Below are 24,196 nucleotides of genomic sequence, written 5' to 3' on the forward strand. Positions count from 1 at the left end.
GACAACATGCTCAAGAGCTAACTATTTAATCATTGACTGCAAGATCTTGCAGTCAATGCGGACCGCTGTCGCCGTCTGACTGCTGTGTCTGCAACTGTTTCCGACATCGGCAGCCCCACCGGTACCGTCAGAATCAAGTGGTGCCCGGCCTTCTACAGGCCGATGATGTGATTGTCCCAGGCCCGATCATGGGTTGCATTGCCAAAGCTGCCGGCCTCACTGGAGCTGACAAAGCCATCGCGCCGGGCCTGAACTCCGCATGTCCCGGGTTTCATGTCGATCTCGAGCGCCTTGCCGGTGAGGGTATCGAGCGTGACCACGACGCCGCTCTTGGGTGATGTGACAGCGAGCGTCACACCATCATTGCCAATGGCGACGGAGCCTGCATACTTGCCAAGGGCTGCGGCGGCGGCACCATCGAGTTCGACCATCGAAAGCCCCTTGTCCTGATCCAGGCAGGCGAGAACAGGAACATCGTCGAGGAGGTCGCCTTCGTACTGGCCGCCGATCCAGACCTGGCTGCGGGCGTCCACCGCCATATGCCGAAGCGACAGGCGGTGGAGCCGCGATGCCAGGACGTGGAACGAAAGCAGCGAGCCGGTTGCAATGTCGATCAGCACGACCGACGGCGCCATGGTCGGAAGGTTGAGCTTCTGACGCCCCTGGTCCGGGTGGGTGCGGATACCGCCATTGGCAACACACAGGGTCTTCCCGTCAGGCATCAGAACGATCTCGTGCGGACCGATGCCGCCGGTGGCGAATTCACCGAGCCGCTTGAAGCCATCGGTGCCATCGTAGATGCCAATGACACCATCACCTGTTTCATAGGCGTTCTCGGCCGCATAGAGCAGACGGCCGTCAGCGGAAAAAACACCATGGCCATAGAAGTGCCGGTTGTGCGGCGTATGAAACAGCTGAGGTTCGGCGGCCTTCCATCGGTCAAGCGCAAGTGCGAAATTGCCTGGACGCCGGGCGAAAGCCACCAGCCACCTGGCATTCGGGCGGGCTGCAAAACCATGCCCGCGGCCGGGCAATGGATGGCTTGAGACAATCGCATCGTCGCCGTCCAGGATCGAAATTCCGTAGCCGCCCTGGCGATCCTTGTAGGCGGCGGCGAACAGGACCTCGGCTGCGCGCAGTTTTTCCGCGTTGGCGGGCGTGAGACCGCCCAGCCAGGCGAGCCCCGCGCCCGCGAGAAACGCACGCCTTTCCAGAAGAAGAGGTTTCAATCGCCGTCTCCGAAGGAAAAACCGACAGCAAGACCACCCGCCTGGGCGAATTCCTGATCCAGGCGATCGATGATGATCCTGATGGCGTAATCGAGATAAACCAGCTTGTCGCGGGTCTGCGGTTCTCCAAGTAGTGCCGCCACGGGAGCATCAAGGCTGCTCGCTGTGCGAACGGCCTGGTCGAACTCAAAGCGTATCGTGTCCGCAAGCCTTGGCGCGCTCTGCTGTGAGACGATTTCAATGCCGCTTAGATTGAACATCGCCTCGAGACCATCGAGGTTGGCGCGGATTGACGCCATCGTCATTCCGGACCGCCAGAAAAGCGCCGATTTGGGCCTGTCCCGGTTGGCGTCTTCGCGGTCGAGGAAAGCATTGATGCGGGTGTCACGGATGGCTTCAAGCCCGTGAATCATCTGGCCGAGCAGCAGGTTGAGAGCTTCAGCATCGGTTCTGAACAGGGGATTTGACGCCGCAGGTGCAAGAAACGCCGCTGTCAACTCGCCTCCATCCCGCCATCCGTCGATGAGCTCCCGGGACAGATTGACCAGATTGCCGGCGGCAGCACGGGCAAAGGCACAGCGGTGCGATGCTTCCGCACCGGCCAGTTGGTCGCTGCCGCTGCCAAAAAGAATGAATTCGAGAGCGCCCAATCCCTGCATGGCGACGCTCTGAGAGGAGAGTGTCTCTACCTTAATAACGCTTTCGTTCCGGGACGCGATGGCTGCCTGGACCTGTTTGCGCCCGGTGCCCTTGCGGTCCGGGAAAAACAGGATGCGCTCAAGCCGGTTTTCGGACATCACCGGGCCGATTCTGAGCCATTCCATCCGGGACCAGCGATCAACCGTGGCACGAAAGCCCGAACGCGCCGCCTCCAGGTGCTCGCCTGACGGGGTTGCGCACAGTTCCGCGAGGGACGTCTCCAGGTCAGAGGCAGCGATGTTGACTTCGTCGTAACCGGGCCGGATGTAGCTGACCAGCATCCGTTCCAGTACGGGCCCGATCGGCGGAAGCGCCGCTTCCTGCTCCGACCGGGCGCCGGAAGCGGCGACGATCAGCGCCACCAGACAGATCAGGATACGGTTCATCACAGGCTTTCAAGGAACTCGAGGAGATTGTCGCGTTCGGACCGTTCCAGTGCGGCGAAGCCATCGCGGGCGGTCTCGGCCTCACCGCCGTGCCAGAGAATGGCCTCGGTCAGATTGCGTGCGCGGCCATCGTGCAGGAAGAAGGTATGGCCGTTTACAACCCTGGTCAATCCGGTACCCCAGAGTGGCGGTGTGCGCCATTCACGGCCATTGGCCACGCCAACCTGCTGGCCGTCGGCAAGGCCTTCACCCATGTCATGCAGCAGGAAATCGGAATAGGGCCAGATCAGCTGGAACCGATGCGCCTCGGTCTCAGCGGCGCGGGAGGTGACGTATTTGGGGACGTGACAGGAGGTGCAGCCAAGATCGTAGAACAACTGTTTGCCCGCCAATACACCGGCATCGTCAACCAGGCGGCGTGCCGGCACGGCGAGATTTTGCGAATAGAACGTGACCAGATCCAGCACCGGATCAGGAGCTTCGGTGTCACCGAGATCAGCCTGGACACCGATGGGCAATGCAAGGCATTCGGCCTGGCCTGCCGTGCAGTCGCCATGACCCGATGGGACATCGGGAGTGGAAATGCCAATGTCGCCTGAAAACGCGCCGGCGGTCTGCTGGCGCACCGTGGCATTCTGGGCCTTCCAGCCGAAGCGTCCAATGGCGAGCCTTCCGCTGGCGGGGTCGCGGGCCAGCGCGACGCGGCCGGAAATGCCGTCACCATCATCGTCATCCGGGTCGGCGTTGGCGAGAATGTCAGCCGGGTGAATGGCCTCGATCAGGCCCATGCCGGTCATCGGCGGAGTCATCCGCGGCGAAAGCGTCGTTTCCGGATCCAGCGGTCCGAAGCCAAGATCGGCAACGCTGTAGCTTGGCTTGCGAAGCGAGATCAGGGTGCCGTCGCCGAGTTCGAACGGCTGCTCCCGGTACTCGATCACCATCCGGCCCTCGGCCTTGAGGCCAGGCACCGCAAGGTCCTGAAGCTGCCCTCCATAGACCGGATCAGGCAACGACGCGGTCACGTATGTCTCAAGAGCCTGCCGCTCCTCGTCGTTCCGGGCCGGCCGGGCCAGCCGCAGGAACATGGAAGTTGCGTCCGCAGCCGCTTCGGGCGGATGGCCGCGGCCATCCTTGATGTGGCAGCTCTGGCAGGCCCGGGCATTGAAGAGCGGCCCCAAGCCGTCCGAAGCCAGGGTCGAGGAAGGAGACGACACCCAGAGCTTGCGGAACAGCGCATTGCCGAGCTTGAATGTTTGTTCCTGCTTGAAACTCAGGTTGGTGTTGAAATGCGACAGGGCATCGCGATTGACCAGCTTGGTGGACGTACCGGCACCGCCCTGCATACGCTCGAACTTTTCCGCGGCATCGAAGCTGGTGGCAGGCTTGACGACGCGCTCGACCCGTTTGCGATCGGTTTGGGTGAGGTCGTCGCGGTTGTGGGGCAGATCCGTGAGACGGTCGGCATAGGCCGGTAAAAGACCGGCAAGTACAATGGCCGCGACCGCAGTACCCGGCACTGCGAGAGAGAATGCGCGGGCCCCGGACTTGATGATTTTACGTAATGAAAAGTGCTCGGTCATACAGCGCCACGCAGATATGGTCTTGCAGGCACATAAATTCTGAAGTCGGCGATCATAATCAATCCCGCGCAGAGCCCCCAAAAGGGCCCTTGTGTATTGCTAATAGCTACTCCGCATCCGCAGATGCGGCATTCAGCAGACCGTATTTTTCCTCTCCGAGACGCGAAAGAAGCTCGAGCTGGGTCTCGAGGAAATCTATGTGACCCTCTTCATCGGCGATCAGCTCTTCAAACAGGTTCTTGCTGACATAGTCGCCTTCCTGCTCGCAGATATCGCGTGACTTTGTGTAGGCCTTCCAGGCGTCCTGCTCGCCGGCCAGATCACATTCCAGCACTTCCCTGATGGTCTGTCCGATCCTCAGCGGCGCCACGGTCTGCAGGTTGGGGAACCCATCGAGAAAGATGATCCGCTCGACAAGCTTGTCGGCATGCTGCATTTCCTCGATGCTTTCCGCACGTTCCTTGGCGGCAAGCTTGGCGTAGCCCCAGTCTTCCAGCAGCCGGTAGTGCAACCAGTACTGGTTGACCGCACCGAGTTCGAGGAACAGGGCCTCGTTCAGGCACTCAACGACTTTTTTGCTCTTTTTCATCAACAGTCCATGTCCTTGTGGTTAAAACGCCTCGCATTTTGCACCATCAGGTCAATTGTGGCGACGGCCTTTTGGAAGCCACTCTTCTTTTTGCATTCTCCATGCGGACACGCTGGTCGGCGATGCGTGCGAGCAGATCCACCACCTTCGGCGCAGGGCTGTTCATCAACGAATGGTAGCGTTCGGTTGTCTCGACGATAATATCAATCACACCGGGAAAGCAACCACAGCACTTGCCACGTGCGCTGACGGCCTGGAACACCTTTCCGGGGGTGATCAATTGCCACTCATCCTGGTCGAGAAACTCAATGATGACCTGCTCGATGTCCTTCCGGGTAACGATGTTGCAACTGCAAACGATCATGGCGCCTCACTCACTGAAATACGGCATCGGGACTGTCGAGGCTGTCAGACCCCTCCAGTTCGACAGCGCCGAGATCCAGCGCGGCAATAGCGCGCTCGATCGAGCGGGTCTGGGTGATCAGGCCGTCGATAGCGGCCTGGACTGCAGCGTTGCCCTCATCATTTCCAACGGCAATCATCTGGTCATAGGCCTCGACGGCTTCGGCACGCGCCGCCATGGCTTGCATCGCGGCAACGGTGGCATCGAGATCGGCCGAAAGTTCCCGAGCGATGGCAGGATCCTTTTCAACCAGCAGATCGGCGAGCGAAGGGCCGCTGATGACGGAGCCGTCCGGCCTGGTGTAGTTTCCGGTGTAGGCCGAGCGAATGCCGACCGCATCATAGAGATGCGAATTGTGGGTGTTGTCGGAGAAACAATCGTGCTCCTCCTCGGGATCCCCGAGCAGGAGACCGAGCTTCATGCGTTCACCAGCCAACTCGCCGTAGGACAGCGACCCCATGCCGGTGAGGATTGTCGACAGGCCGCCAGCCACGCCCCGCTCCGTGACAGCGATGCGCGCAGGGCCGCCGGCTTTCCAGTTGGCTGCCATCTCTTCAAGATCGGCGACCAGCAGATCGCTTGCAGCACCGAGGTAATCCCGGCGGCGGTCGCAATTGCCATTGGTGCAGTTTTCGAGGCTGTAGTCGCTGGCAGGACGGGTGCCGGCACCCGGACCATTGCCATTGAGGTCCTGCCCCCAGAGCATGAATTCGATCGCATGGTAGCCGGAAGCGACATTGGCCTCGATGCCGCCCGCTTCCTGCAGTGTCTCGGCGATAAGCGCGGGAGTGATCACGCCCGCATCGACAGTCCGGCCATTGATCTCGATGGAAGGATTGGCGACCACATTCGCTGTGAAGAGCGAGTTCTCGTCGCTCTCCGAACCGTAGCTCACATCGACATAGTCGATCAGCCCCTCATCGAGCGGCCAGGCGTTGACCCGCCCTTCCCAGTCATCAACAATCGGGTTGCCGAAACGGTAAACCTCGGTCTGCTGGTAGGGGACGCGGGCCGCACGCCAGGCGGCGCGGGCGGACTCAAGCGTATCTTCCGCCGGTTTTGCCAGAAACGCCTCGATGGCAGCATCAAGCGCCTTCGCGCCGGCCAGAGCATCATCGAACTTGGCTTCGGCGACATCGACATAATGGGCGATGACCGCCTCGGGGCTGACATCGGCAGCCGCAACAGGACTGAGGCTGGTCGAAGCGGCAAGGCCAAGAACAAGGAGGTGGGCTATGCGTATCATGGTCATGTCCGTCTCTGCTTTCGTCAGTGAAGCGATCCGCTCGCCGGAGATCCGGAAAACACGGATCTCATGTCGATATCGGCGATCGCACTCAACGGGATCGGCGCAAGCCTCTGGCTGTGACCGAACAGGATCCCCGCATAGGCACTCGCGCGTTCGATGACCTCGATACATGTATCCGAACAGGTGAGCAGCCTGGCTGACTGGACCAGCAGATCCTCATCACCATGCTGCGCGCCCGACACCATGCCCAGGACAAGGCATTCGTCGCGGCACAGATGCCCGGCGCCCGGCTTGTAGAAACGCAACGGGCAGGTGGCGCAGGCGCCCAGCTGCCTGATCAGTTCAGCCATTGCATCAAGCGCAACCTGGCCATCGATTGGGCCGAGCGCACGCGCATGAGCGGCCCAGGCGGCGTCCCAGTAGCGCTGATCAGAATGGGCAAGCCCGGCCACCCAGTTGCGATAGCCATTGACCACTAGGTTTTCCGGTTGCTGGCGCAGATAGGCTGCGGCTGGGCACTCTGCCAAATCTTCGTGTTCCATCGACGCCATTTCATCCTCACGGATCTAAATATGAGTGTTTCGGTAATGTATAATGAAAGTAGAGTCAAACAGTATAGTTTAGAATGAATCCAAACTGTTAGCAGATGCATGGCTCTCCGATATCGAAGCACCGTCACGGCGCACGCATCCGGCCAAGCCCTTCCCAGCCAGCGTAAAATTCCGGTCGCGCATTGCCGATCGCAGATCCGCGCCTAGGTTCACCTCAACGCCGCATGCGACTGTACGCAGGACGGGGCGCCGAGGACATGAGACATGGCTGAACCCAGACGCCCTTCGATAGCCCTTATCATCGGCAGCGGCCCCAGCGCCCCATCGACCCGGCACTGGCCGAAACCGTCCAACATGAAGATCGTTGCCATCAACAATGCCTGGCAGGCGCGACCGGATTGGGATTGCCTGGTGCATGCCGGTGATTTCCCGGTCGCCCGCAGGCCGGACCGGTTGATGCCCGGACAATCGGTGCACAGCCATGAGAGCTATGTTCCCGCCCAGAACCGGTTTGGCGGCTTCGTCTATGGCGGCGGCACAATGGCGTTTACCGCCGGGTACTGGGCGCTGGACACGCTCCGGCCAGACATTCTTGCCTATTTCGCCTGCGACATGACCTATTCCGGCAAGGTGACGCATTTCTACGGACAAGGCACCGCGGATCCGCTGCGCGCCGACGTCACGTTGCAATCGCTGGAAGCCAAGTCAGCCCGGCTTATGGCCCTTGCCGGACGGCAGGGATGCGCCTGCGTCAACCTCTCCAGTGAGCCGGTTAGCCGGTTGCTGTTCCCGCGGATCCGGTTTGACGAACTGGACAAGCCGGCAGAACCGGTACAGACCGATGCCGCTGCAATGGAGGCCGCGCTGCTTGAGGAAACCCGGCTTGGCTACATGGTCGAAGACGGGGAGTACTGGCACCACGCTGAACGGTTTGACGCATCGGCGCTGTCCAGGATCGACGACATGTGGTTGCGGGTGTGTCAGCCCGCACAAAGGCAAAAGCGCTTCGCCTAGCCCGACAGCGCACGGAGCTTTTGGGCAAGTACCAAAGGCTGACCGGCCCGAAGTCCGTCGCGGCGCGGGTCAGGCAAGCCTGCTTCGCAGCTCTGTCTTGAGCACTTTGCCATAATTGTTCTTCGGCAAGGCCGTTTCGAAGACATAGGCCTTGGGACGTTTGAAACCGGCGATGAGCGAACGGCAATGGGCGTCGAGTTCGGCGGCGGCAGGCGTCTCGTCACCGGATGCCACAATGAAAGCGACGACCTCCTCGCCCCATTCGGAGCTGGGCCGGCCGACCACGGAAACCTCCGCCACGGCGGGGTGGGTCAGCAAGGCCTCCTCGACCTCGCGCGGGTAGATATTGGTGCCGCCCGAAATGATGACATCCTTGGAGCGGTCACGCAGGGTGAGATAGCCATCTTTATCGAGCGAACCCATGTCGCCGGTCCACAGCCAGCCGTTCCTGATGCTCTGGGCGGTGGCCTCGGGGTTTTTCCAGTATCCCTTCATCACCGGCGCACCGGCGGCGACGATCTCGCCGATCTCGCCCACAGGCATGTCCTCGCCATCCTCGCCGACCACCCGGACCGAGACGCAGGATTGCGCGGTGCCGACCGACGCCAGACGTTCGCGCCATCGCGGATGTTCGCGGTCCATGACATCGTCGCGTGACAGCGAGGTCAGGGTCATCGGGCATTCGCCCTGACCGTAGATCTGAACGAAACGGGCGCCGAACTGTGCCGTCGCCGCCTCGATGTCGGCGAGATACATCGGGCCGCCGCCATAGACGATGGTGCGCACCCCCTGCCCCGCATACCCGGATTGCCGAGCCGCCGCGAGCCAGCGGCTGATCATCGTCGGGGCCGCAAACATGGTGACGTTGCCGAGACGTGGCGCAAGGGCCGAGAGTTCGTGTGCGTCAAACCCGCCGGACGCCGGAATGACATGGCGGCTGCCACGCAGCACGTGCATGAAATTGTACAGACCCGCGCCATGCGACAGCGGCGCGGCATAGACCGCCGCGTCTTCCGGCAAAACGCCATCGACATCGACGAAATAGGCATAGGTCATGGCATGCAGATTGGCGTTGGTCAGCATCACGCCCTTGGGCTTTCCGGTCGTCCCGGACGTGTAGAACAACCAGGCCAGGTCATCTGCCGCGCGGGGCTCCGGTTCGGCAAGCGCGGCAATCTCGGCGTCTGAAGCCGGGTCGGACGCCAGATCGTGGATCGCGCATCTGGCAGGCAGCAAGCCGGAGAGCTCATCATTGCCGGAGACAAACAGCACCTTGGCTCCGGAATCCTCAGCAATGAAGGCTGCTTCGCGCGGATGCAGCTTGGCATTGATGGGCACGGCTGCGGCACCGCAGAACCAGATGCCATAGAGCACCTCGAGATAGACCGGGCTGTTCTTCATGAAGACGGCAACGCGGTCGCCGGGCTCGACCTGGTGCCGGGCGCGCAGAAAAGCGCCGATGCGCGCGGCACTGGCTGCAAATCCGGCATAGGTTGCGACCAGATCCTCACCCGAAAACAGTGCCGGTGCATCAGGCTGCCTTCTGGCCGTGCGGACAAGCCATTCTGCTGGATTCATACCTTGCCTCCCCCGAAGCGGTCATCGCTTGCCACTGCGCCAAGCAGCGCATGGCCGCTTGACCGGCCCTCCGCGATTGCACCAGAAAAGCCCGGCTTGTGCCAAGCCCCAAATTCACCTTCCGGCAATCGCTCCACCGGGAAAGCAGCAAAGGAACGTGCCCGCACGCAACACCCTTGATATCGGTCAAGGCATTCCGGTCGATCAGGGCCTAGCCTGCAGTCGAGAGGATGACCTGACCTCATGCGAAAAAACAACGTTCACGCCATTGCAAAGCAGCCGGCTCGCGGAGAGCTCAAAACAGCTGCCCGGGCAAAGCTTTCCAGTGCAGCAAACGCCCACGCCGAACACCCCTATGCCGGCCTCGACCAGGCGTTGCGTGGTGCCGTTGCGCGGATGACGGGCGGCGTATCCCCCTTCGCGCTTGTGGAGACCTGGACCGACTGGGCCCTGCATCTGGCGCGGGCACCGGGACGGCAACTGGAACTGGCCGAGCATGCCAGGAACAATACACTGAAACTGGCAGAGTTTGCCGCAAAGTCGCTCCCGGAGACGGCCCGGAAGGCGCCTTTTTCTCCCAAGGTCTATGATCACCGGTTTGCGGACCCGGGCTGGCAGGGGTTGCCCTTCAGCCTCTGGCAACAGGCCTTCCTTGCGACGCAGGACTGGTGGGATCATGCCACCGACGACATGCGCGGCCTGCGCAAGCAGGATTCGGACCGGACACGGTTTCTGGTTCGGCAATTGCTCGACACGGTGTCGCCATCGAATTTTCCCTGGCTCAATCCAGAGATCCTGGCCGAAACGGCCAGGACAGGCGGCCGCAACCTGGCTGAGGGCATGGTGCACGCCACCGATGACTGGCTGCATACGTTGAGCCAGGCGCATACCCCACCACCCGAAGGCTACAAGATCGGCAAGGACATTGCCTGCACACCGGGTCAGGTGGTTTACCGGAACGACATTTTCGAACTGCTGCAATACACCCCGCAAACCAGCAAGGTGCAGGCTGAGCCGGTGCTGATCGTGCCTGCCTGGATCATGAAATACTACATTCTCGATCTCTCTCCGCACAATTCGCTGATCAATTACCTGGTGGGCCAGGGTTTCACCGTCTTTGCCATCTCGTGGTGCAATCCGACCGCCGATCAGCGCGAGCTGTCGCTCGAAGACTACAGAAAGCGAGGGGTAATGGCTGCGCTCGACGCGATCACGGCAATCGTGCCGGGCCGGAAGATCCACGCCAACGGCTATTGCCTGGGCGGAACGATGCTGGCGATCGCGGCCGCGACCATGGCCCGGGACGGCGATGACCGGCTGGCGAGCGTCACCCTGATGGCGGCGCAGGTGGATTTCTCCGAGGCCGGCGAACTGCTGTTGTTTCTGGACGAGAGCCAGGTTGCCTTTCTCGAGGACATGATGTGGACCCAGGGCTATCTGGACCGGCCGCAGATGGCGCGCGCTTTTGCCTCGATCAGGGCTGAAGACCTGATCTACACCCGCGCGGTGCAGCGCTACTTTCTTGGGAAGGATGACCTGCCAACCGATATCGGGGTCTGGAACACCGACACGACCCGGATGCCTGCAAGAATGCATTCGGAGTACCTCAGGGGCCTGTTTCTGGAAAACCGGCTCTCTGCAGGACGGTTCGCGGTCGAGGGGCGGGTGATCGCTCTCAAGGATATCGCCGCACCGATGTTTGTGGTCGGCACCGAAACGGACCACATCGCGCCATGGAAATCGGTCTACAAGACGCGGCTGTTTACGGACACCGATCTGACCTTCGTGCTGACCAAGTCAGGCCACAATGGCGGTATACTTTCGGAACCGGGACACCCGAACCGTCACTACAGGATCGGTCACAGGGCACAAGGCGCACTTTATGTCGATCCGGACAGCTGGTTTGCCCAAACCGAACCAACCGACGGGTCCTGGTGGCCCGCGTGGACCGAATGGCTGAGCGCGAACTGCAGCGGCAAGGTGGCGCCGCCATCAATTGGCACGCCCGAGCGGGGCTATTCGCCGCTTGACGCGGCGCCGGGACGCTACATTCACCAGACTTGAAGCGCCAGTGTATTGTCGTCAGGCTGCACAACCGTGCCGTGCCGATAGCCGCTTGGGGACCGGTGAACGGGCCTTAGCGCGTGTGCCGACTACCGCCATTCCCCCAAAAATCTCATAGAAAAATTAGCCGTTTGTTATTCCAATAGAAGATATCTCTTAATTACCGATTGTTCATGCAGTAGCCGTCGGCCGGTCTTCGGGAAAGGCCGGATCCGGAGAGGTCAGCGATGCCGATGCTCGATCTCGTCTCCTTCGCGCGGATTAGCAGCAGGCACAATGATGGCATTTCCGATCCCCCCGAACGAGCATCAGAGGTTGGCAGCGCTCCACCGGTTGAAAATACTCAACACGGAATGCACTCCGGAATTCGATGCAGTCGTCAACATGGCCATCGCCATGTTCGACGCTCCGATAGCATTGATCTCTTTCGTCGACCGGAATGCGCAATGGTTCAAGGCAAAACAGGGGATCGAACTTGCCTCGACCAAGCGCAGTGACGCGTTTTGCAGCCACACGATCATGCAAGAGGGCGTGTTGGTGGTGGAAGATGCGACCAAGGACCAAAGGTTCTGCAACAATGACCTGGTGACCGCCGCTCCGCACATCCGCTTCTATGCCGGAATTCCGGTTTCGTCGGATGGTGAAACGCATGTGGCAACCCTGTGCGTCATCGATACCAAACCCAGAACATTCTCGGATGAACAGCAAAGAATGCTGATCGAGTTGCGCAACATCGTGGCGGGCCTGATCCAAGCGCATGCGATCGCCAACGAAGCAAAAAGCTCCGAGCGCAATGCACGCCAGCGGCGCAAGCTGCTCTCCCAGGTCGAGCGTATGTCAAAAATCGGCGCCTGGTCACTTGATACGCAAAGGCTGGTCACCGAATGGTCGCCGCAGGTTTATGTCATTCACGAATATGACGGAACCGAGCCGCCCAGTCTTGAGCAGGCCATCAGTTTTTATCCCGAGCACGAACGGGGACGACTGACGCAGAAGATCAACATGTGCATCGAGTATGGCGTTCCCTATGAAATCGAGTGCGATTTCATCACCGCGAAGGGCAACCAGCGCCGTGTGCGCTCAAGCGGGGAGATCGAACATGGCGAGGACGGCACCAAGTTTCTGATCGGCATCGTCAAGGACATTACCGAGCAATCGCAGCAGGAGGAGAAACTGTGGCGCGCGGCGCATCTCGACAGCCTCACCGGCATTGCCAACCGTCACTCCTTCCATGCCGAAATGCAGGAGCGGATCAGAGCCCGCAAGTGTGACAGCACTGAACTGGCTCTGCTGATGATCGATCTTGATGATTTCAAGGACATCAATGACAGTCTGGGCCATGTTGCCGGGGATGTGGTGCTGCGCACAGTCGCCGAGCGGATCTCCGAAACGATCTCGCACAATGCCTTTTGCGCGCGGTTGGGGGGTGACGAGTTTGCGGTCGTGCTCAGCAGCACACCCGGACGCGGTGCCGCAGACGAAATCGGCGCCAAGCTGCTTGAAGAGATCAACCGGCCAATCAGGTTTGACAGGCACGACATTCGCGTCGGTGCTTCGATCGGGATTGCCGTCTCCACCTCGGGCAGCGAGGACGATCTTTTCGTCAGGTCAGATCTCGCGCTTTATCACGTCAAGCAGAATGGGCGTGGCGCCGCTGTGACATACACACCGGACATCACTGTCGCCTTTGAAGCCAAGAAACGCGCTGTCCTGATGATCAAGAGCGCGATCTCGGACGGGCGGCTCGAACCTCACTACCAGCCGATCATCGACCTGAAGTCACAGAAACTGCGTGGTGTTGAAGCCCTGGTCCGGGTCCGCAACACGGATGGCACCTTGTCGGGACCTGCGGATTTCTGGCCAGCGTTGGGGGAACCTCAGTGCAGCCGCGAAATCGATGAAGTGATGCTCGAGCTTGCATTGCGGGATTTTTCACTGTGGAAGCTGTGCGGACTGGGTATCGAATTTGTCAGTGTCAATGCCTCGACCTCCTGCATTCGCTCCAGCAGCTATGCCGACCGGGTGCTGAGCAAGCTTGATGAATATGGATTAGACCCGAGCGAACTGAAGATCGAGGTCGTCGAAAGCGTATTTCTCGGCAGTGAAAGCAACGATGTCCGCGCCGTACTTGAGCGGCTTTCGGCGGAGGGTGTGCGGATCGCACTCGACGACTTCGGAACCGGCTATGCATCACTGAGCCATCTGCGGGATTACCCGATCAACTGCATCAAGATCGACAAGTCGTTCGTCTCAGGTCTCGGACAGAACGGCAGCAACACGGCCATCGTCCAGGCCCTCATCGGACTTGGGCGTTCGATGAAACTCGAGGTGATTACCGAAGGCATCGAAACCCAGGGCCAGCTTGACTTCGTCTCCGCATTGGGGAGCGATTTCGGACAGGGTTACCTGCTTGCCAGGCCGATGGATGCGCAAGCACTTGCGCAATATGCAACCGCATCGCCTTTGCCGCATCCTGCTCGGGATGAGCGCGCACTCACGGCAAACGCTTAAGCTACCGATGTGCAGGTTCCAGTATTGGCAGCGGGCGGCCGCTGCAGAAAGGGCCGGGGCTGACAGCCCCGGCCCTTTCCTTCCTGTCTGTTCCGGGCGCCTGAAGGCGCCTGGAGAGCTTACTGCCAGCTCTTGATCAGCTCGTCGTAAGAGACGGTCTGGGGTGTCTCATCCTCGTTTTCGAGCTTCGGATAAGGTGCACCCGGCTGTTCCAGCCAGTAGGACGCGTCCTGCGGCTCGTTCATCTTCGGACCGATGTCGCCCTGAACGCCTGCGCGTTCCAGGCGTTCCATGACCTTTTCCTGCGCTTCGCAGAGGCTGTCGAGCGCTTCCTGAGCGGTCTTTGCACCGGACATCGCATCACCGATGTTCTGCCACCACAGCTGAGCCAGCTTCGGATAGTCAGGGACGTTGGTGCCGGTCGGGGACCACTGGACGCGCGCAGGCGAACGGTAGAACTCGATCAGGCCGCCAAGCTTGTCGGCACGCTCGGTGAAGTGATCCGAGTTGATGGTGGACTCACGGATGAAGGTGAGACCGACATCGGACTTCTTCAGGTCGACGGTCTTGGAGGTGACGAACTGTGCGTAGAGCCAGGCGGCCTTGGCACGATCGACCGGGGTCGACTTCATCAGCGTCCACGAACCTGCGTCCTGATAGCCGACCTTCTGGCCTTCCTTCCAGTAAACGCCATGCGGCGAAGGTGCCATGCGCCACTTCGGCGTGCCATCTTCGTTCATGACCGGAAGGCCCGGCTCGACGGTTGCCGCGGTAAAGGCGGTATACCAGAACATCTGCTGGGCAACGTTGCCCTGGGCAGGGATCGGGCCGGCTTCACCGAAGGTCATGCCTGCTGCTTCCGGCGGGGAGTAGTTCTTCAGCCAGTCGATGGCCTTCTCAACAGCGTAAACCGCCGCAGGAGAGTTGGTGGCACCGCCACGGGTCACGCAGGAGCCGACAGGCTGTGAGTTTTCGTTCACGCGAATGCCCCACTCATCGACGGGAAGGCCGTTGGGCTCGCCCACGTCACCCATGCCTGCCATCGACATCCACGCATCGGTGTAACGCCAGCCGAGCGAGGGGTCCTTCTTGCCGTAGTCCATGTTGCCGTAGACAGCGCCGTCGACGCCAAGATGCGACAGATCGCGGCCGGTGAAGAACGCAGCAATGTCTTCGTAAGCCGACCAGTTGACCGGAACGCCGAGATCGTAGCCATATTCGGCCTTGAAGTCGGCCTTGTTCTTCTCGTCGTTGAACCAGTCATAGCGGAACCAGTAGAGGTTCGCGAACTGCTGGGTCGGCAGCTGATAGAGCTTGCCGTCCGGACCGGTGGTGAACGAGGTGCCGATGAAATCGGCGACATCGAGCGTCGGGCTGGTCACGTCAGCGCCTTCGCCTGCCATCCAGTCGGTCAGGTTGCGGACCTGCTGGTAGCGCCAGTGGGTGCCGATCAGGTCGGAGTCGTTGACGTAGCCGTCGTAGATATTCTCGCCCGACTGCATCTGGGTCTGAAGCTTTTCGACCACATCACCTTCGCCGATCAGGTCATGCGTGACCTTGATGCCGGTGATTGCAGTGAACGCAGGTGCGAGAACCTTCGACTCATATTCATGGGTTGCGATGGTTTCAGAAACCACCTTGATATCCATGCCGGCGAACGGCTTGGCGGCATTGATGAAGAACTCCATCTCGGCCTTCTGCTCAGCTTCAGAGAGCACCGAGAGACCACCGATTTCTTCTGCCAGGAACTTTTCAGCGGCAGCCATGTCAGCATGGGCAGAGCCCGTTGCCAACATGATTGCGGCACATGCCGTCGTGTTCAGTAGTAGATTTCGCATATTATCCTCCCTTTAAAGATCATGCGAGTTCAAGAGATGCGGAAGACCCGAATCTCCATTTGATTTGGTCTCACACCGTTCGGAAAACGCCGATGGCGTAGATCAGTGAGAGTCCAAGTGCCCACCACAGGTTGGGTCCGACCAGACCCAGCCATGCGAGATGGATGAAGGCGCTGCCAAGCAGCGATATGAAAAGACGGTCGCCCCGGGTCGTCTCGAAGCGGAGGATTCCGACCCGCGGGTTGCCCCCCGGCGAAAAGTATTCCCAGATGCCCATTCCGATCAGCAGGCCGGCGAGACACACCCAGAAAAGGCTGGTGGGCAGGGTCCAGGCCATCCATGACAGGTCCATGATCTTCCTCCCTATACCCGGCCGAGGGCAAAGCCCTTGGCGATGTAGTTGCGAACAAAATAGATCACCAGCGCGCCGGGAATGATGGTCAGCACCCCGGCTGCGGCGAGCACACCCCAGTCAACGCCGGACGCTCCAACCGTTCGGGTCATGATCGCCGAGATCGGCTTGGCGTCGGTGGTGGTCAGCGTCCGTGCGATCAGCAGTTCCACCCATGAGAACATGAAGCAGAAGAAGGCGGCGACACCGATGCCCGATGCGATCAGCGGCATGAAGATCTTGACGAAGAACTTCGGGAACGAATAACCGTCGATATAGGCGGTCTCGTCGATCTCCTTGGGAACGCCGGACATGAAGCCCTCAAGAATCCAGACCGCCAGCGGCACGTTGAACAGGCAGTGGGCGAGCGCGACGGCAATGTGCGTGTCGATCAGGCCGAAGGCGGAGTAGAGCTGAAAGAAGGGCAGCACGAACACCGCGGCGGGTGCCATCCGGTTGGACAGCAGCCAGAAAAACATGTGCTTGTCGCCGAGAAAGCGGTAACGCGAGAAGGCATAGGCCGCCGGCAACGCGGCACAGATCGAGATCACCGTGTTGAGGCCGACATAGATCAGCGAGTTGATGTAGCCCGTATACCAGGACGGATCGGTGAAGATCACGGTGTAATTGTGCAGTGTCGGCTCGGCAGGAAAGAGCGTGAAGCTCGACAGGATTTCCTGGTTGGTCTTGAAGCTCATATTGATGAGCCAGTAGATCGGCAGCATCAGGAACAGGATGTAGAGACCGGGCACCAACCAGCGCGTGATGCTCTTCTTGGCGAAGCGGTTGCTGGCTCGCACATTGCTGGTATCAATCAGATTGGCCGGCTTGTTCATGGAACCCGCATTTGGCTGAGTGTGAGATGTCTGGTTCATCAGTCTTCCACCCTTGCGTCCGGTTTATCGACGCCGACATTGCTCATCACCGTGAAGAAAACGTAGCAGATGGTCAGCACGATCAGCTGATAGACAAGCGACATGGCTGCAGCCGGCCCCAGGTCGAACTGGCCGATGGCCTGCTTGACGAGGTCGATCGACATGAAAGTTGTCGAGTTGCCCGGCCCGCCGCCGGTCAGCACGAAGGGCTCGGTGTAGATCATGAAGGAATCCATGAAACGCAGCAGGAAGGCGATGATCAGCACGCCGCGGATCTTCGGAAGCTGGATGTAGCGGAACACGGACCAGCGGGACGCCCCGTCGATCTTGGCCGCCTGGTAGTAGGCCTCCGGGATCGACACCAGTCCGGCGTAGCACAACAGCACAACCAGGCTGGTCCAGTGCCAGACATCCATCAGGATGATGGTTACCCAGGCATCAAACACGTTGCTGGCATAGTTGTACTCAAATCCCAGTTGCTCGATCGTGTGCCCAAGCAGTCCGATGTCGGCGCGGCCGAAGATCTGCCAGATGGTGCCAACCACATTCCATGGAATGAGCAGCGGCAGCGCCATCAAGACCAGGCAGACCGGGACCCAGATCCCTTTCTTGGGCATGGTCAGTGCAATCGCGATCCCGAGCGGGATCTCGATCGAAAGGATGATCATGGAAAAGACCAGGTTGCGGCCCAGCGCATTCCAGAACCGATCCGAATGCAGCACATCCTGGAACCACTCGGTCCCGGCCCAGAAGAACTGGTTGTTCCCGAAAGTGTCCTGGAACGAATAGTTGATCACCGTCATGATCGGAATGATGGCGCTCAGAGCAACCAGCAAAAACACCGGAATGACGAGGAACCAGGCCTTGTTGTTGTAGGGCTTATCCATACTCAGGCTCCCGGTCTGACCAAGTGGGAATTTTCATACACATTGATCCTGCCGGCTTCGAAACTCAGCGTCGGATCGGCTGGCACTTCCTCGTTCTCCTTGAGCAGCGCATTGATCGCATGTCCCTGGAGACTGGCCCGGACGATCTTGAAGCGTCCTATGTTTTCAACGGCTTCGATCTGCACCGGATGGCCACTGCTGTCAGAGGAGAGGGAGACGAATTCCGGGCGAATGCCGAGCTCGGTCTTTGCCCCGGTGACGGCGTAGCCGCCCGAAAGCCCGATCTGGATGTCCCCGACCCTTGCGGTCTTGCCGCTGATCTCGCAGGGGATCACATTCATGCCGGGCGAGCCGATGAAGTAGCCGACAAAGGTATGGGCCGGTTCGTTGAACAGCTCTTCGGGCGTTCCGATCTGGACCACTTCACCTTCATACATCACCACCACCCTGTCGGCGAAAGTCAGCGCCTCGGTCTGGTCGTGGGTCACGTAGATCATGGTGTGGCCAAGCTGGCGGTGAAGGTCCTTCAGCTTGGTCCGCAGCTGCCATTTCATGTGCGGATCGATCACCGTCAGCGGTTCGTCGAACAGGATCGCGTTGACGTCGTAGCGCACCAGCCCGCGGCCGAGCGAGATCTTCTGCTTCTCGTCGGCGGTCAGTCCGCGGGCCCTGCGATCGGCCTTGTCGGCCAAATCCAGCACTTCGATCATGTCGTTGACGCGCCGGGTGATCTCGTCCTGGGGGACGTGCCGGTTGAGCAGCGGAAAAGCCAGGTTCTGGCGCACGGTCATGGTGTCGTAGATGACCGGAAACTGGAAGACCTGGGCGATATTGCGCTCTTCAGGCTGGAGATGGGTGACGTCCTGACCGTCGAACCGGATATGACCCTTGGAAGGAACGAGCAGACCGGAAATGATGTTGAGCAGGGTAGTCTTGCCGCAACCGGACGGGCCGAGCAGCGCATAGGCGCCACCGTCCTCCCATTTGTAGTCGAGTTCCTTCAATGCAAAATCCGCGTCGGTCTGCGGGTTAGGCAGGTAGGAATGCGCCAGCTTGTCGAGTGTGATGCTTGCCATGACCGATCCTCACCCCTGACCGTTCAAACCCGGTGCGAAGACCAGGTTTTCGTTGCGATCGAAGACAAACAGGTTTTCCTGGTCGAGATAGGCGGAGATCGCATCTCCGATTTCGACGCGATGCACGCCATGCATCAGTGCAACCATATGGACGCCCCTGCTTTGAAGATGGATGAAGCTTTCCGAGCCGGTGATTTCTGTCGTCGAAATGGTGCAATCGAGCTTCATCGATTTGCCCTGCGGCTGATGCAGCGACATGTGGTGCGGCCGGACGCCGATCTTGTAGTCGCCGTCGCCAAGCCCGGCGATCGCGGCCGGTACCTCGATGCGGCTGGCATCGAAGACGAAATCCGCGCCCGTTTTGGTCACCGGCAGGATGTTCATCGGCGGATCGGAAAAGGTCTGCGCCGTGAGAAGGTCCGACGGGCTGTTGTAAACGTCGATGGTCCGGTCGAATTGCGTCACCCGCCCCTGGCTCAACGTAGCCGTACGGCCACCCAGGAGCAGGGCCTCCTGAGGTTCGGTGGTGGCATAGACGAAGATAGCGCCGGTCTCGGCGAAGATCTTGGGCAGTTCCACCCGCAGTTCCTCGCGCAGCTTGTAGTCGAGGTTGGCCAGCGGCTCGTCGAGCAGCACCAGTTCGGCGTCCTTGACGAGCGCCCGGGCCAGGGCGGTGCGCTGCTGCTGGCCGCCGGAAAGATTGAGAGGCGTGCGGTCGAGATAGGGCGACAGCTTCATCAGGTCCGCGGCTTCGCGCACCCGACGGTCGATGGTGGCGCCGTCAACGCCGGCAACGCGCATCGGCGAAGCAATGTTCTCGTAGACGGTCATGGCCGGGTAATTGATGAACTGCTGGTAGACCATGGCGACATTGCGCTTCTGCACCGGCATGCCCACGACGTTGGTGCCGTTCATCACGATCTCTCCGGAGGTCGGACGGTCAAGCCCGGCCATCAGTCGCATCAGCGAGGTCTTGCCGGACAGGGTCGGCCCGAGCAGAATGTTCACCGAGCCTTTCTCGAGCGTCATCGTCACATCATCGATGTGCAGATCCCGACCGACTTTCTTGCTGACGTTTTTCAGTTCCAGCATCTGAAATCCCTATTCCGCTGCAAGGTTCTGCAGTTGTCTGTTCTCGTCCATGAAGGCTTTAAGGCGATCGAGCTGCTCGCGCGAGAAGCGAATCCCGAGCTTGCTCCTGCGCCACACCACATCTTCGGCGGCCCGGGCAAACTCGTATTTCATCTGGTAGCGGACTTCCGCTTCGGTCAGTCCGTGGCCGAAGTCCTCGCCGAGATCCTCGACTGAGCGCGCGCTGCCGAGGATCTCGCGGCATTTGAGCCCGTAGCCCCGGACAAGCCGCTCACTTTGGCCGGGCTGCAAAAACGGATACCGCGAGCGGATTTCGGCAAGCAGGGGAGCAAAGCCCTCGACGCCGAATTCGCCGCCAGGCAGCACGCTTTCCCGTGTCCAGGCCCTGCCCTTGGCACCGATCGCGTCTTCCACCTTCCTGAGAACCGATTCCGCCAGGCGCCGGTAGGTGGTGATCTTGCCGCCAAAGACATTGATAACCTTGGCCTCTGCGCCGCCGTCGGCGCGAAGGACATAGTCACGTGTGGCTTCCTGGGCCTTGGACGCACCATCATCATAGAGCGGGCGCACACCCGAGAAGGTCCAGACGATGTCGTCCCTGGTCACCGGCTCGCTGAAATACTGGCTGGCGCCGTCGCACAGATAGGCGATCTCCGCATCGGAGATGTTCACGTCGGACGGATCGCCTTCGAAATCCTGGTCGGTGGTGCCGATCAGGGTGTAATCCTGCTCGTAGGGGATGGCGAAGAAAATCCGCTCGTCCGAGTTCTGGAAGAAATAAGCCTTCGGATGCTCGAATTTCCGGCGGACGACGATATGGCTTCCCTGGACGAGACGCACATTGCCGGCCTTGTTCTGGCCGATCGATTCCCTGAGGATGTCATCGACCCAGGGGCCGCCGGCATTGACAATGAGCTTTGCCCGCACCTGCCGTGCCGCCTTGCTTCCATCGGCCTGAAGCTCGATATCCCAGCCGTCGCCCGAGCGTCTCGCCGAGACCAACTTGGTGCGGGTGAAGATGTCGGCGCCCCTTGCCTTCGCGTCCATGGCATTGAGCACAACCAGACGCGCATCATTGACCCAGCAATCGGAATACTCAAAGGCCTTGGCGAACTCATTCTTGAGCGGGCGTCCGGCCGGGTCGGTCTTCAGATCCAGAACCCTGGTGCCCGGCAGGATCTTGCGCCCGCCGAGGTGGTCATAGAGAAACAGGCCAAGGCGCAACAGCCATGCAGGCCGCATGCCCTTGTGGTGCGGCAGCACAAACCTCATCGGCCAAATGATGTGCGGCGCCATCTTCAGAAGCACTTCGCGCTCTATCAGCGCTTCCCGCACAAGGCGGAACTCATAGTGCTCGAGATAGCGCAATCCGCCGTGGATCAGCTTCGTTGACCAGGAGGAGGTCCCGGAGCCGAGGTCGTTCATCTCCGCCAGTCCGACAGCGTAGCCACGGCCGGCAGCATCGCGTGCGATGCCACACCCGTTTATACCTCCGCCAACAACGAAGATGTCATAAACCCTGGACAATTCGACCCTCCCGGAACACGTCTCGCCGCCTCCAAAGCGAAACACCATCACAGAAAAAACGAAAATAATACGAATGTCAAACGAAATTCGCCGAAGACACTCATGTTCGGCGGGGTCCGAGAGCATGGCTGCGTCGGCAACCATACGCGGCCCGAACTCCTTGGATCCGGCTTATTGGGCCCTGCATTGACGTCCAATGTCCAAAGACGGATGCCGGTGACGCATTCGAAGGTCGGTTCAATCTTCGTTTACGTCTTGCCTTGGTGCCAATGATCACTGAAAGTGCCTCGGATTCGGGCAGCCCGCCCGCCGCCGCTACCGATTTCAGGCGAGGAGCCGACATGACGCAGTCAGGGTATTCAACGGACCTTTTCAAGGACAAGACGGTGGTTGTGACCGGCGCTGGCCGCGGCATCGGCCTTTCCGTGGCGCAGGCCTTTGCCGAGCATGGCGCCCGGGTGATTGCCCATAGCGGGCGGTCCGGCAGCGCCAAGGTATTTGCCGAAAGCCCGATAGAGCCCGTCGAGGCCGATTTCCTGGATCGTGACGGCGTCAATGGCTTCGTCGATGCCGTCCTTGCGAGGACGGAAACAATCGACGTTCTCATCAACAATGCCGGGACGATGCACGGCAGATTCCCGGCGGGCGAGCTGACCGACGAACAGTACGACAGCCTGGTGATGCTCAACCAGACCAGCGTGGTGATGATCTGCCGCGGACTTCTGCCGCGATTGCGGACGGCTGAGAACCCGTCGATCGTGAACACGGTTTCGATATCGGCGCGGACCGGCGGAAGTCCCGGATCCTCGATCTACAGCGCGACCAAGGCTTTCGTGGCGACCTACACCAAGGCGATCGCCCGGGAACTCGCTCCGGAGGGAGTTCGCGCCAACGCGGTGTCGCCCGGCACGATCGAAACGGGGTTCCACGAGCGCTACTCCTCGCCCGAGAAACTGGAGAACACCCGAAAATCCATCCCGCTTCAGCGGCTTGGCACGCCTGATGATTGCGTGCCGTCCTTCCTGTTCCTGGCCAGCCATCAGCTCTCAGGCTATATCACCGGCCAGGTCATCGAGATCAACGGCGGACAGCTGATCGCGTAGAGGTTTTGCGGTGAAGCCGGTTGCCGCTGCTGGATTTTCTCTCGTCTCCCGGCAAACACCGCATCACGTCAACATTGCTCGAGAAATAGCGGCAACCCGGTGGCGGAGTGAAGACGTTTGTACAAGACAATGCCTCATGTAAATTTTGGACACGGCCTTCACCACAGGCAGGTTGACGCCAGGCACTGACGAGGAAGGTGATCCGATCGCAGTCGCCTATGGCCGTGATTTCCCCGCTGGCAGCGGGCCGAAAGACTACATGACCGTCCAACGCGCGTTGCGGTCCTTCTGCGCAAGCCACGCGGGATTGTCCTTCCAGCCTTCCCGGATCTCGCCAGCATTGATCGCTGGCTTCTCCTCCTCGCCACTGTGCTGCCTGGGAGCCTGGATGATTGTTGCTTCAACGATCCGGCCACCCTTTGCCAAGCGGCCTGTTCGTGAGAGATGTTTGTCGAAACCGGCAAACAGGTTGTCGATGGCCCGGCACGAACAAAGCTCTTTGCGGAACAGCCAGGTTGTCTTGGCACCATTGCCCGACAGACAATCGAAGCGCCGCCAAGAGCGGAAAGGTTGTCTTTCACATAGCCGTCCAAGCCGGGGGAGCGCTCGATCTTCGAACCATGCAGCCTGCTTACCCAAGCTCTGCAATCCGCGGTGTTCGCCGCGTTCACAAGAGCACTGCAGAAGGGTTTTGTCCCAAAGCCGGTCAGGCCGGGTGCGGCACACCCCTCGAAGAAAACGCCGTGGGCGCCAGGAAGCTGTTGGAGATATTGGCGACAACCTCGCCATGCGCATCCTGGTGAGCTGCCCTAGCGGCAACCCATTCAGGGTCGGTTGCGAAAGCACCCCATTTGCGCTCGCGTTCCTCGAGTGACTCCCAGGCCAGGAAATAGGTCAGGTCATGGTTCGATTCCCCGACCACGGTGGTAAAGAAACCCGCCGTACGAATGCCAAGCCGATCCCAGATGTTGAGCGTGGTATCCTCGAAGCGCCTGAGCAGGACCGGCAATTTGCCGGGAATACAACGGTAGACACGCATCTCGTAGATCATCGGATTTCCTTCACTGGGGGGACTGAAACAGCTTTTGCTTTGAGGTCGCCGGCTATCAGGGGAACGGCAGGCCGGTGGTCATGCACCAACCGACCAGGGGGCCAGCGGATCAGTCCGCGATGACAACGCTCTGATCGGAATAGCGGATGGTCAGGGTTATCGCCCCCTCGTTCATCATCCATTTGCGCAAGGTATAGGTACGCAGGCCGGCCTTGTGAAACGGGTCGGCGTCGGCGATTTCGCGCGCTTCGGCGGCGGATTGGGCCCGCAGGATGATCATGCCACCCGAAGGGACATCATCGCCTTCCTCGTAGAAGGGCCCTGCCCCGAACAACTTGCCTTCACGCTCCAGCCTGACCTGATAGTCGAGATGTTCGGGCAGTAGCTTTGCGATCTCTGGAGATCTCGCCGGCGTGGTGGTCACCACGTAGAATTCCTTGCGCAGCATATTGGCGGTGAGCTGATCAGGCGTCTTGTCGGTCATGGGCGTCAGTCCCTGTGCA

22 protein-coding genes are annotated in these 24,196 nt (G+C 60.2%); 4 read left to right on the top strand and 18 right to left on the bottom strand.

All coding sequences use genetic code 11. The features are described from left to right. Positions 1 to 152: 152 nt before the first annotated feature. From GTW23_RS21825 to GTW23_RS21855, 7 genes are all read right to left on the bottom strand, one after another. Positions 153 to 1,229: a DUF1513 domain-containing protein gene (locus GTW23_RS21825; protein ID WP_252917457.1), complete on the bottom strand. Its 1,077-nt coding sequence runs from the start codon at positions 1,227 to 1,229 to the stop codon at positions 153 to 155. Next, positions 1,226 to 2,314 (bottom strand): imelysin family protein, encoded by a 1,089-nt coding sequence (locus GTW23_RS21830; protein ID WP_252917458.1) that lies wholly within the window; start codon positions 2,312 to 2,314, stop codon positions 1,226 to 1,228. The genes GTW23_RS21825 and GTW23_RS21830 overlap by 4 nt, the downstream gene beginning before the upstream one ends. Beyond that, positions 2,314 to 3,894 carry a di-heme oxidoreductase family protein gene (locus tag GTW23_RS21835; RefSeq protein WP_252917459.1) on the bottom strand — a complete coding sequence of 527 codons (1,581 nt, stop codon included), beginning with the start codon at positions 3,892 to 3,894 and terminating at the stop codon, positions 2,314 to 2,316. Before GTW23_RS21835 ends, GTW23_RS21830 begins: the two co-directional genes overlap by 1 nt. A 106-nt stretch (positions 3,895 to 4,000) precedes the next feature. After that, complete coding sequence (bfr, locus tag GTW23_RS21840; RefSeq protein ID WP_152010196.1) at positions 4,001 to 4,483, bottom strand: bacterioferritin; 483 nt, start codon at positions 4,481 to 4,483, stop codon at positions 4,001 to 4,003. Between the two features lie 46 nt (positions 4,484 to 4,529). After that, positions 4,530 to 4,847, bottom strand: a complete 318-nt coding sequence (locus GTW23_RS21845) for a (2Fe-2S)-binding protein (RefSeq protein ID WP_152010197.1) — start codon at positions 4,845 to 4,847, stop codon at positions 4,530 to 4,532. A 10-nt stretch (positions 4,848 to 4,857) separates the two neighbouring features. Beyond that, positions 4,858 to 6,138, bottom strand: coding sequence for an imelysin family protein (locus tag GTW23_RS21850; protein WP_382266605.1), 1,281 nt, complete (start codon positions 6,136 to 6,138; stop codon positions 4,858 to 4,860). Between the two features lie 17 nt (positions 6,139 to 6,155). Beyond that, positions 6,156 to 6,677, bottom strand: a complete 522-nt coding sequence (locus tag GTW23_RS21855; protein WP_152010198.1) for a hypothetical protein — start codon at positions 6,675 to 6,677, stop codon at positions 6,156 to 6,158. Between the two features lie 273 nt (positions 6,678 to 6,950). On the opposite strand from GTW23_RS21855, the gene GTW23_RS21860 reads away from it, so the two are divergent. Then, positions 6,951 to 7,700 carry a hypothetical protein gene (locus GTW23_RS21860; RefSeq protein ID WP_252917460.1) on the top strand — a complete coding sequence of 250 codons (750 nt, stop codon included), beginning with the start codon at positions 6,951 to 6,953 and terminating at the stop codon, positions 7,698 to 7,700. A gap of 69 nt (positions 7,701 to 7,769) precedes the next feature. Here the strand turns inward: GTW23_RS21860 and GTW23_RS21865 are convergent, their stop codons facing one another. Then, complete coding sequence (locus GTW23_RS21865; RefSeq protein WP_252917461.1) at positions 7,770 to 9,278, bottom strand: AMP-binding protein; 1,509 nt, start codon at positions 9,276 to 9,278, stop codon at positions 7,770 to 7,772. A 243-nt stretch (positions 9,279 to 9,521) separates the two neighbouring features. Here GTW23_RS21865 and GTW23_RS21870 point away from each other — a divergent pair, with 243 nt between their 5' ends. Further along, on the top strand, positions 9,522 to 11,342 hold the full coding sequence (locus GTW23_RS21870) for a PHA/PHB synthase family protein (RefSeq protein WP_252917462.1): 1,821 nt from the start codon (positions 9,522 to 9,524) through the stop codon (positions 11,340 to 11,342). A gap of 279 nt (positions 11,343 to 11,621) precedes the next feature. Continuing rightward, entirely contained in the window at positions 11,622 to 13,853 is a 2,232-nt protein-coding gene (locus GTW23_RS21875; RefSeq protein WP_193217342.1) for a sensor domain-containing phosphodiesterase, read from the top strand. Positions 13,854 to 13,972: 119 nt separating this feature from the next. Here GTW23_RS21875 and GTW23_RS21880 read toward each other — a convergent pair whose 3' ends face one another. From GTW23_RS21880 to glpD, 7 genes are all read right to left on the bottom strand, one after another. After that, positions 13,973 to 15,691: an ABC transporter substrate-binding protein gene (locus tag GTW23_RS21880; protein WP_152010203.1), complete on the bottom strand. Its 1,719-nt coding sequence runs from the start codon at positions 15,689 to 15,691 to the stop codon at positions 13,973 to 13,975. Between the two features lie 70 nt (positions 15,692 to 15,761). Further along, complete coding sequence (locus tag GTW23_RS21885; RefSeq protein WP_152010204.1) at positions 15,762 to 16,043, bottom strand: DUF2160 domain-containing protein; 282 nt, start codon at positions 16,041 to 16,043, stop codon at positions 15,762 to 15,764. Between the two features lie 11 nt (positions 16,044 to 16,054). Then, complete coding sequence (locus tag GTW23_RS21890) at positions 16,055 to 16,957, bottom strand: carbohydrate ABC transporter permease (protein ID WP_375589590.1); 903 nt, start codon at positions 16,955 to 16,957, stop codon at positions 16,055 to 16,057. Beyond that, a complete protein-coding gene (locus GTW23_RS21895; protein WP_152010205.1) occupies positions 16,957 to 17,844 on the bottom strand; it encodes a carbohydrate ABC transporter permease in 888 nt (295 codons plus the stop codon). The genes GTW23_RS21890 and GTW23_RS21895 overlap by 1 nt, the downstream gene beginning before the upstream one ends. Before the next feature lie 2 nt (positions 17,845 to 17,846). After that, a complete protein-coding gene (locus GTW23_RS21900) occupies positions 17,847 to 18,920 on the bottom strand; it encodes an ABC transporter ATP-binding protein (protein WP_252917463.1) in 1,074 nt (357 codons plus the stop codon). A 9-nt stretch (positions 18,921 to 18,929) separates the two neighbouring features. Next, a complete protein-coding gene (locus GTW23_RS21905; RefSeq protein WP_252917464.1) occupies positions 18,930 to 20,012 on the bottom strand; it encodes an ABC transporter ATP-binding protein in 1,083 nt (360 codons plus the stop codon). Positions 20,013 to 20,021: 9 nt separating this feature from the next. Further along, the gene (gene glpD / locus GTW23_RS21910) at positions 20,022 to 21,587 is read right to left on the bottom strand and encodes a glycerol-3-phosphate dehydrogenase (RefSeq protein WP_252917465.1); all 1,566 of its coding nucleotides are present in this window, start codon (positions 21,585 to 21,587) and stop codon (positions 20,022 to 20,024) included. 293 nt (positions 21,588 to 21,880) lie between these two features. Between glpD and GTW23_RS21915 the strand changes: the two genes are divergently transcribed. After that, positions 21,881 to 22,642 carry an SDR family NAD(P)-dependent oxidoreductase gene (locus tag GTW23_RS21915; protein WP_252917466.1) on the top strand — a complete coding sequence of 254 codons (762 nt, stop codon included), beginning with the start codon at positions 21,881 to 21,883 and terminating at the stop codon, positions 22,640 to 22,642. Between the two features lie 255 nt (positions 22,643 to 22,897). Here GTW23_RS21915 and GTW23_RS21920 read toward each other — a convergent pair whose 3' ends face one another. The 3 genes from GTW23_RS21920 to GTW23_RS21930 form a co-directional block, all read right to left on the bottom strand. Continuing rightward, the gene (locus GTW23_RS21920; protein ID WP_252917467.1) at positions 22,898 to 23,281 is read right to left on the bottom strand and encodes a hypothetical protein; all 384 of its coding nucleotides are present in this window, start codon (positions 23,279 to 23,281) and stop codon (positions 22,898 to 22,900) included. A gap of 67 nt (positions 23,282 to 23,348) precedes the next feature. Continuing rightward, the gene (locus GTW23_RS21925) at positions 23,349 to 23,693 is read right to left on the bottom strand and encodes an NIPSNAP family protein (RefSeq protein WP_252917468.1); all 345 of its coding nucleotides are present in this window, start codon (positions 23,691 to 23,693) and stop codon (positions 23,349 to 23,351) included. Positions 23,694 to 23,802: 109 nt separating this feature from the next. Next, a complete protein-coding gene (locus tag GTW23_RS21930; RefSeq protein ID WP_252917469.1) occupies positions 23,803 to 24,177 on the bottom strand; it encodes a YciI family protein in 375 nt (124 codons plus the stop codon). Positions 24,178 to 24,196: the final 19 nt, after the last annotated feature.

Source organism: Parahoeflea alexandrii (assembly GCF_024105735.1).
GTDB classification, from domain to species: domain Bacteria; phylum Pseudomonadota; class Alphaproteobacteria; order Rhizobiales; family Rhizobiaceae; genus Hoeflea; species Hoeflea alexandrii.

Excerpts from the sequence above, each read along its gene's own strand:
- GTW23_RS21830 (WP_252917458.1), bottom strand. The coding sequence starts at position 2,314 with ATGAACCGTATCCTGATCTGTCTGGTGGCGCTGATCGTCGCCGCTTCC.
- GTW23_RS21835 (WP_252917459.1), bottom strand. The coding sequence starts at position 3,894 with ATGACCGAGCACTTTTCATTACGTAAAATCATCAAGTCCGGGGCCCGC.
- bfr (WP_152010196.1), bottom strand. The coding sequence starts at position 4,483 with ATGAAAAAGAGCAAAAAAGTCGTTGAGTGCCTGAACGAGGCCCTGTTC.
- GTW23_RS21845 (WP_152010197.1), bottom strand. The coding sequence starts at position 4,847 with ATGATCGTTTGCAGTTGCAACATCGTTACCCGGAAGGACATCGAGCAG.
- GTW23_RS21850 (WP_382266605.1), bottom strand. The coding sequence starts at position 6,138 with ATGACCATGATACGCATAGCCCACCTCCTTGTTCTTGGCCTTGCCGCT.
- GTW23_RS21855 (WP_152010198.1), bottom strand. The coding sequence starts at position 6,677 with ATGGAACACGAAGATTTGGCAGAGTGCCCAGCCGCAGCCTATCTGCGC.
- GTW23_RS21860 (WP_252917460.1), top strand. The coding sequence starts at position 6,951 with ATGGCTGAACCCAGACGCCCTTCGATAGCCCTTATCATCGGCAGCGGC.
- GTW23_RS21865 (WP_252917461.1), bottom strand. The coding sequence starts at position 9,278 with ATGAATCCAGCAGAATGGCTTGTCCGCACGGCCAGAAGGCAGCCTGAT.
- GTW23_RS21870 (WP_252917462.1), top strand. The coding sequence starts at position 9,522 with ATGCGAAAAAACAACGTTCACGCCATTGCAAAGCAGCCGGCTCGCGGA.
- GTW23_RS21875 (WP_193217342.1), top strand. The coding sequence starts at position 11,622 with ATGGCATTTCCGATCCCCCCGAACGAGCATCAGAGGTTGGCAGCGCTC.
- GTW23_RS21880 (WP_152010203.1), bottom strand. The coding sequence starts at position 15,691 with ATGCGAAATCTACTACTGAACACGACGGCATGTGCCGCAATCATGTTG.
- GTW23_RS21885 (WP_152010204.1), bottom strand. The coding sequence starts at position 16,043 with ATGGACCTGTCATGGATGGCCTGGACCCTGCCCACCAGCCTTTTCTGG.
- GTW23_RS21890 (WP_375589590.1), bottom strand. The coding sequence starts at position 16,957 with ATGAACCAGACATCTCACACTCAGCCAAATGCGGGTTCCATGAACAAG.
- GTW23_RS21895 (WP_152010205.1), bottom strand. The coding sequence starts at position 17,844 with ATGGATAAGCCCTACAACAACAAGGCCTGGTTCCTCGTCATTCCGGTG.
- GTW23_RS21900 (WP_252917463.1), bottom strand. The coding sequence starts at position 18,920 with ATGGCAAGCATCACACTCGACAAGCTGGCGCATTCCTACCTGCCTAAC.
- GTW23_RS21905 (WP_252917464.1), bottom strand. The coding sequence starts at position 20,012 with ATGCTGGAACTGAAAAACGTCAGCAAGAAAGTCGGTCGGGATCTGCAC.
- glpD (WP_252917465.1), bottom strand. The coding sequence starts at position 21,587 with ATGGTGTTTCGCTTTGGAGGCGGCGAGACGTGTTCCGGGAGGGTCGAA.
- GTW23_RS21915 (WP_252917466.1), top strand. The coding sequence starts at position 21,881 with ATGACGCAGTCAGGGTATTCAACGGACCTTTTCAAGGACAAGACGGTG.
- GTW23_RS21925 (WP_252917468.1), bottom strand. The coding sequence starts at position 23,693 with ATGATCTACGAGATGCGTGTCTACCGTTGTATTCCCGGCAAATTGCCG.
- GTW23_RS21930 (WP_252917469.1), bottom strand. The coding sequence starts at position 24,177 with ATGACCGACAAGACGCCTGATCAGCTCACCGCCAATATGCTGCGCAAG.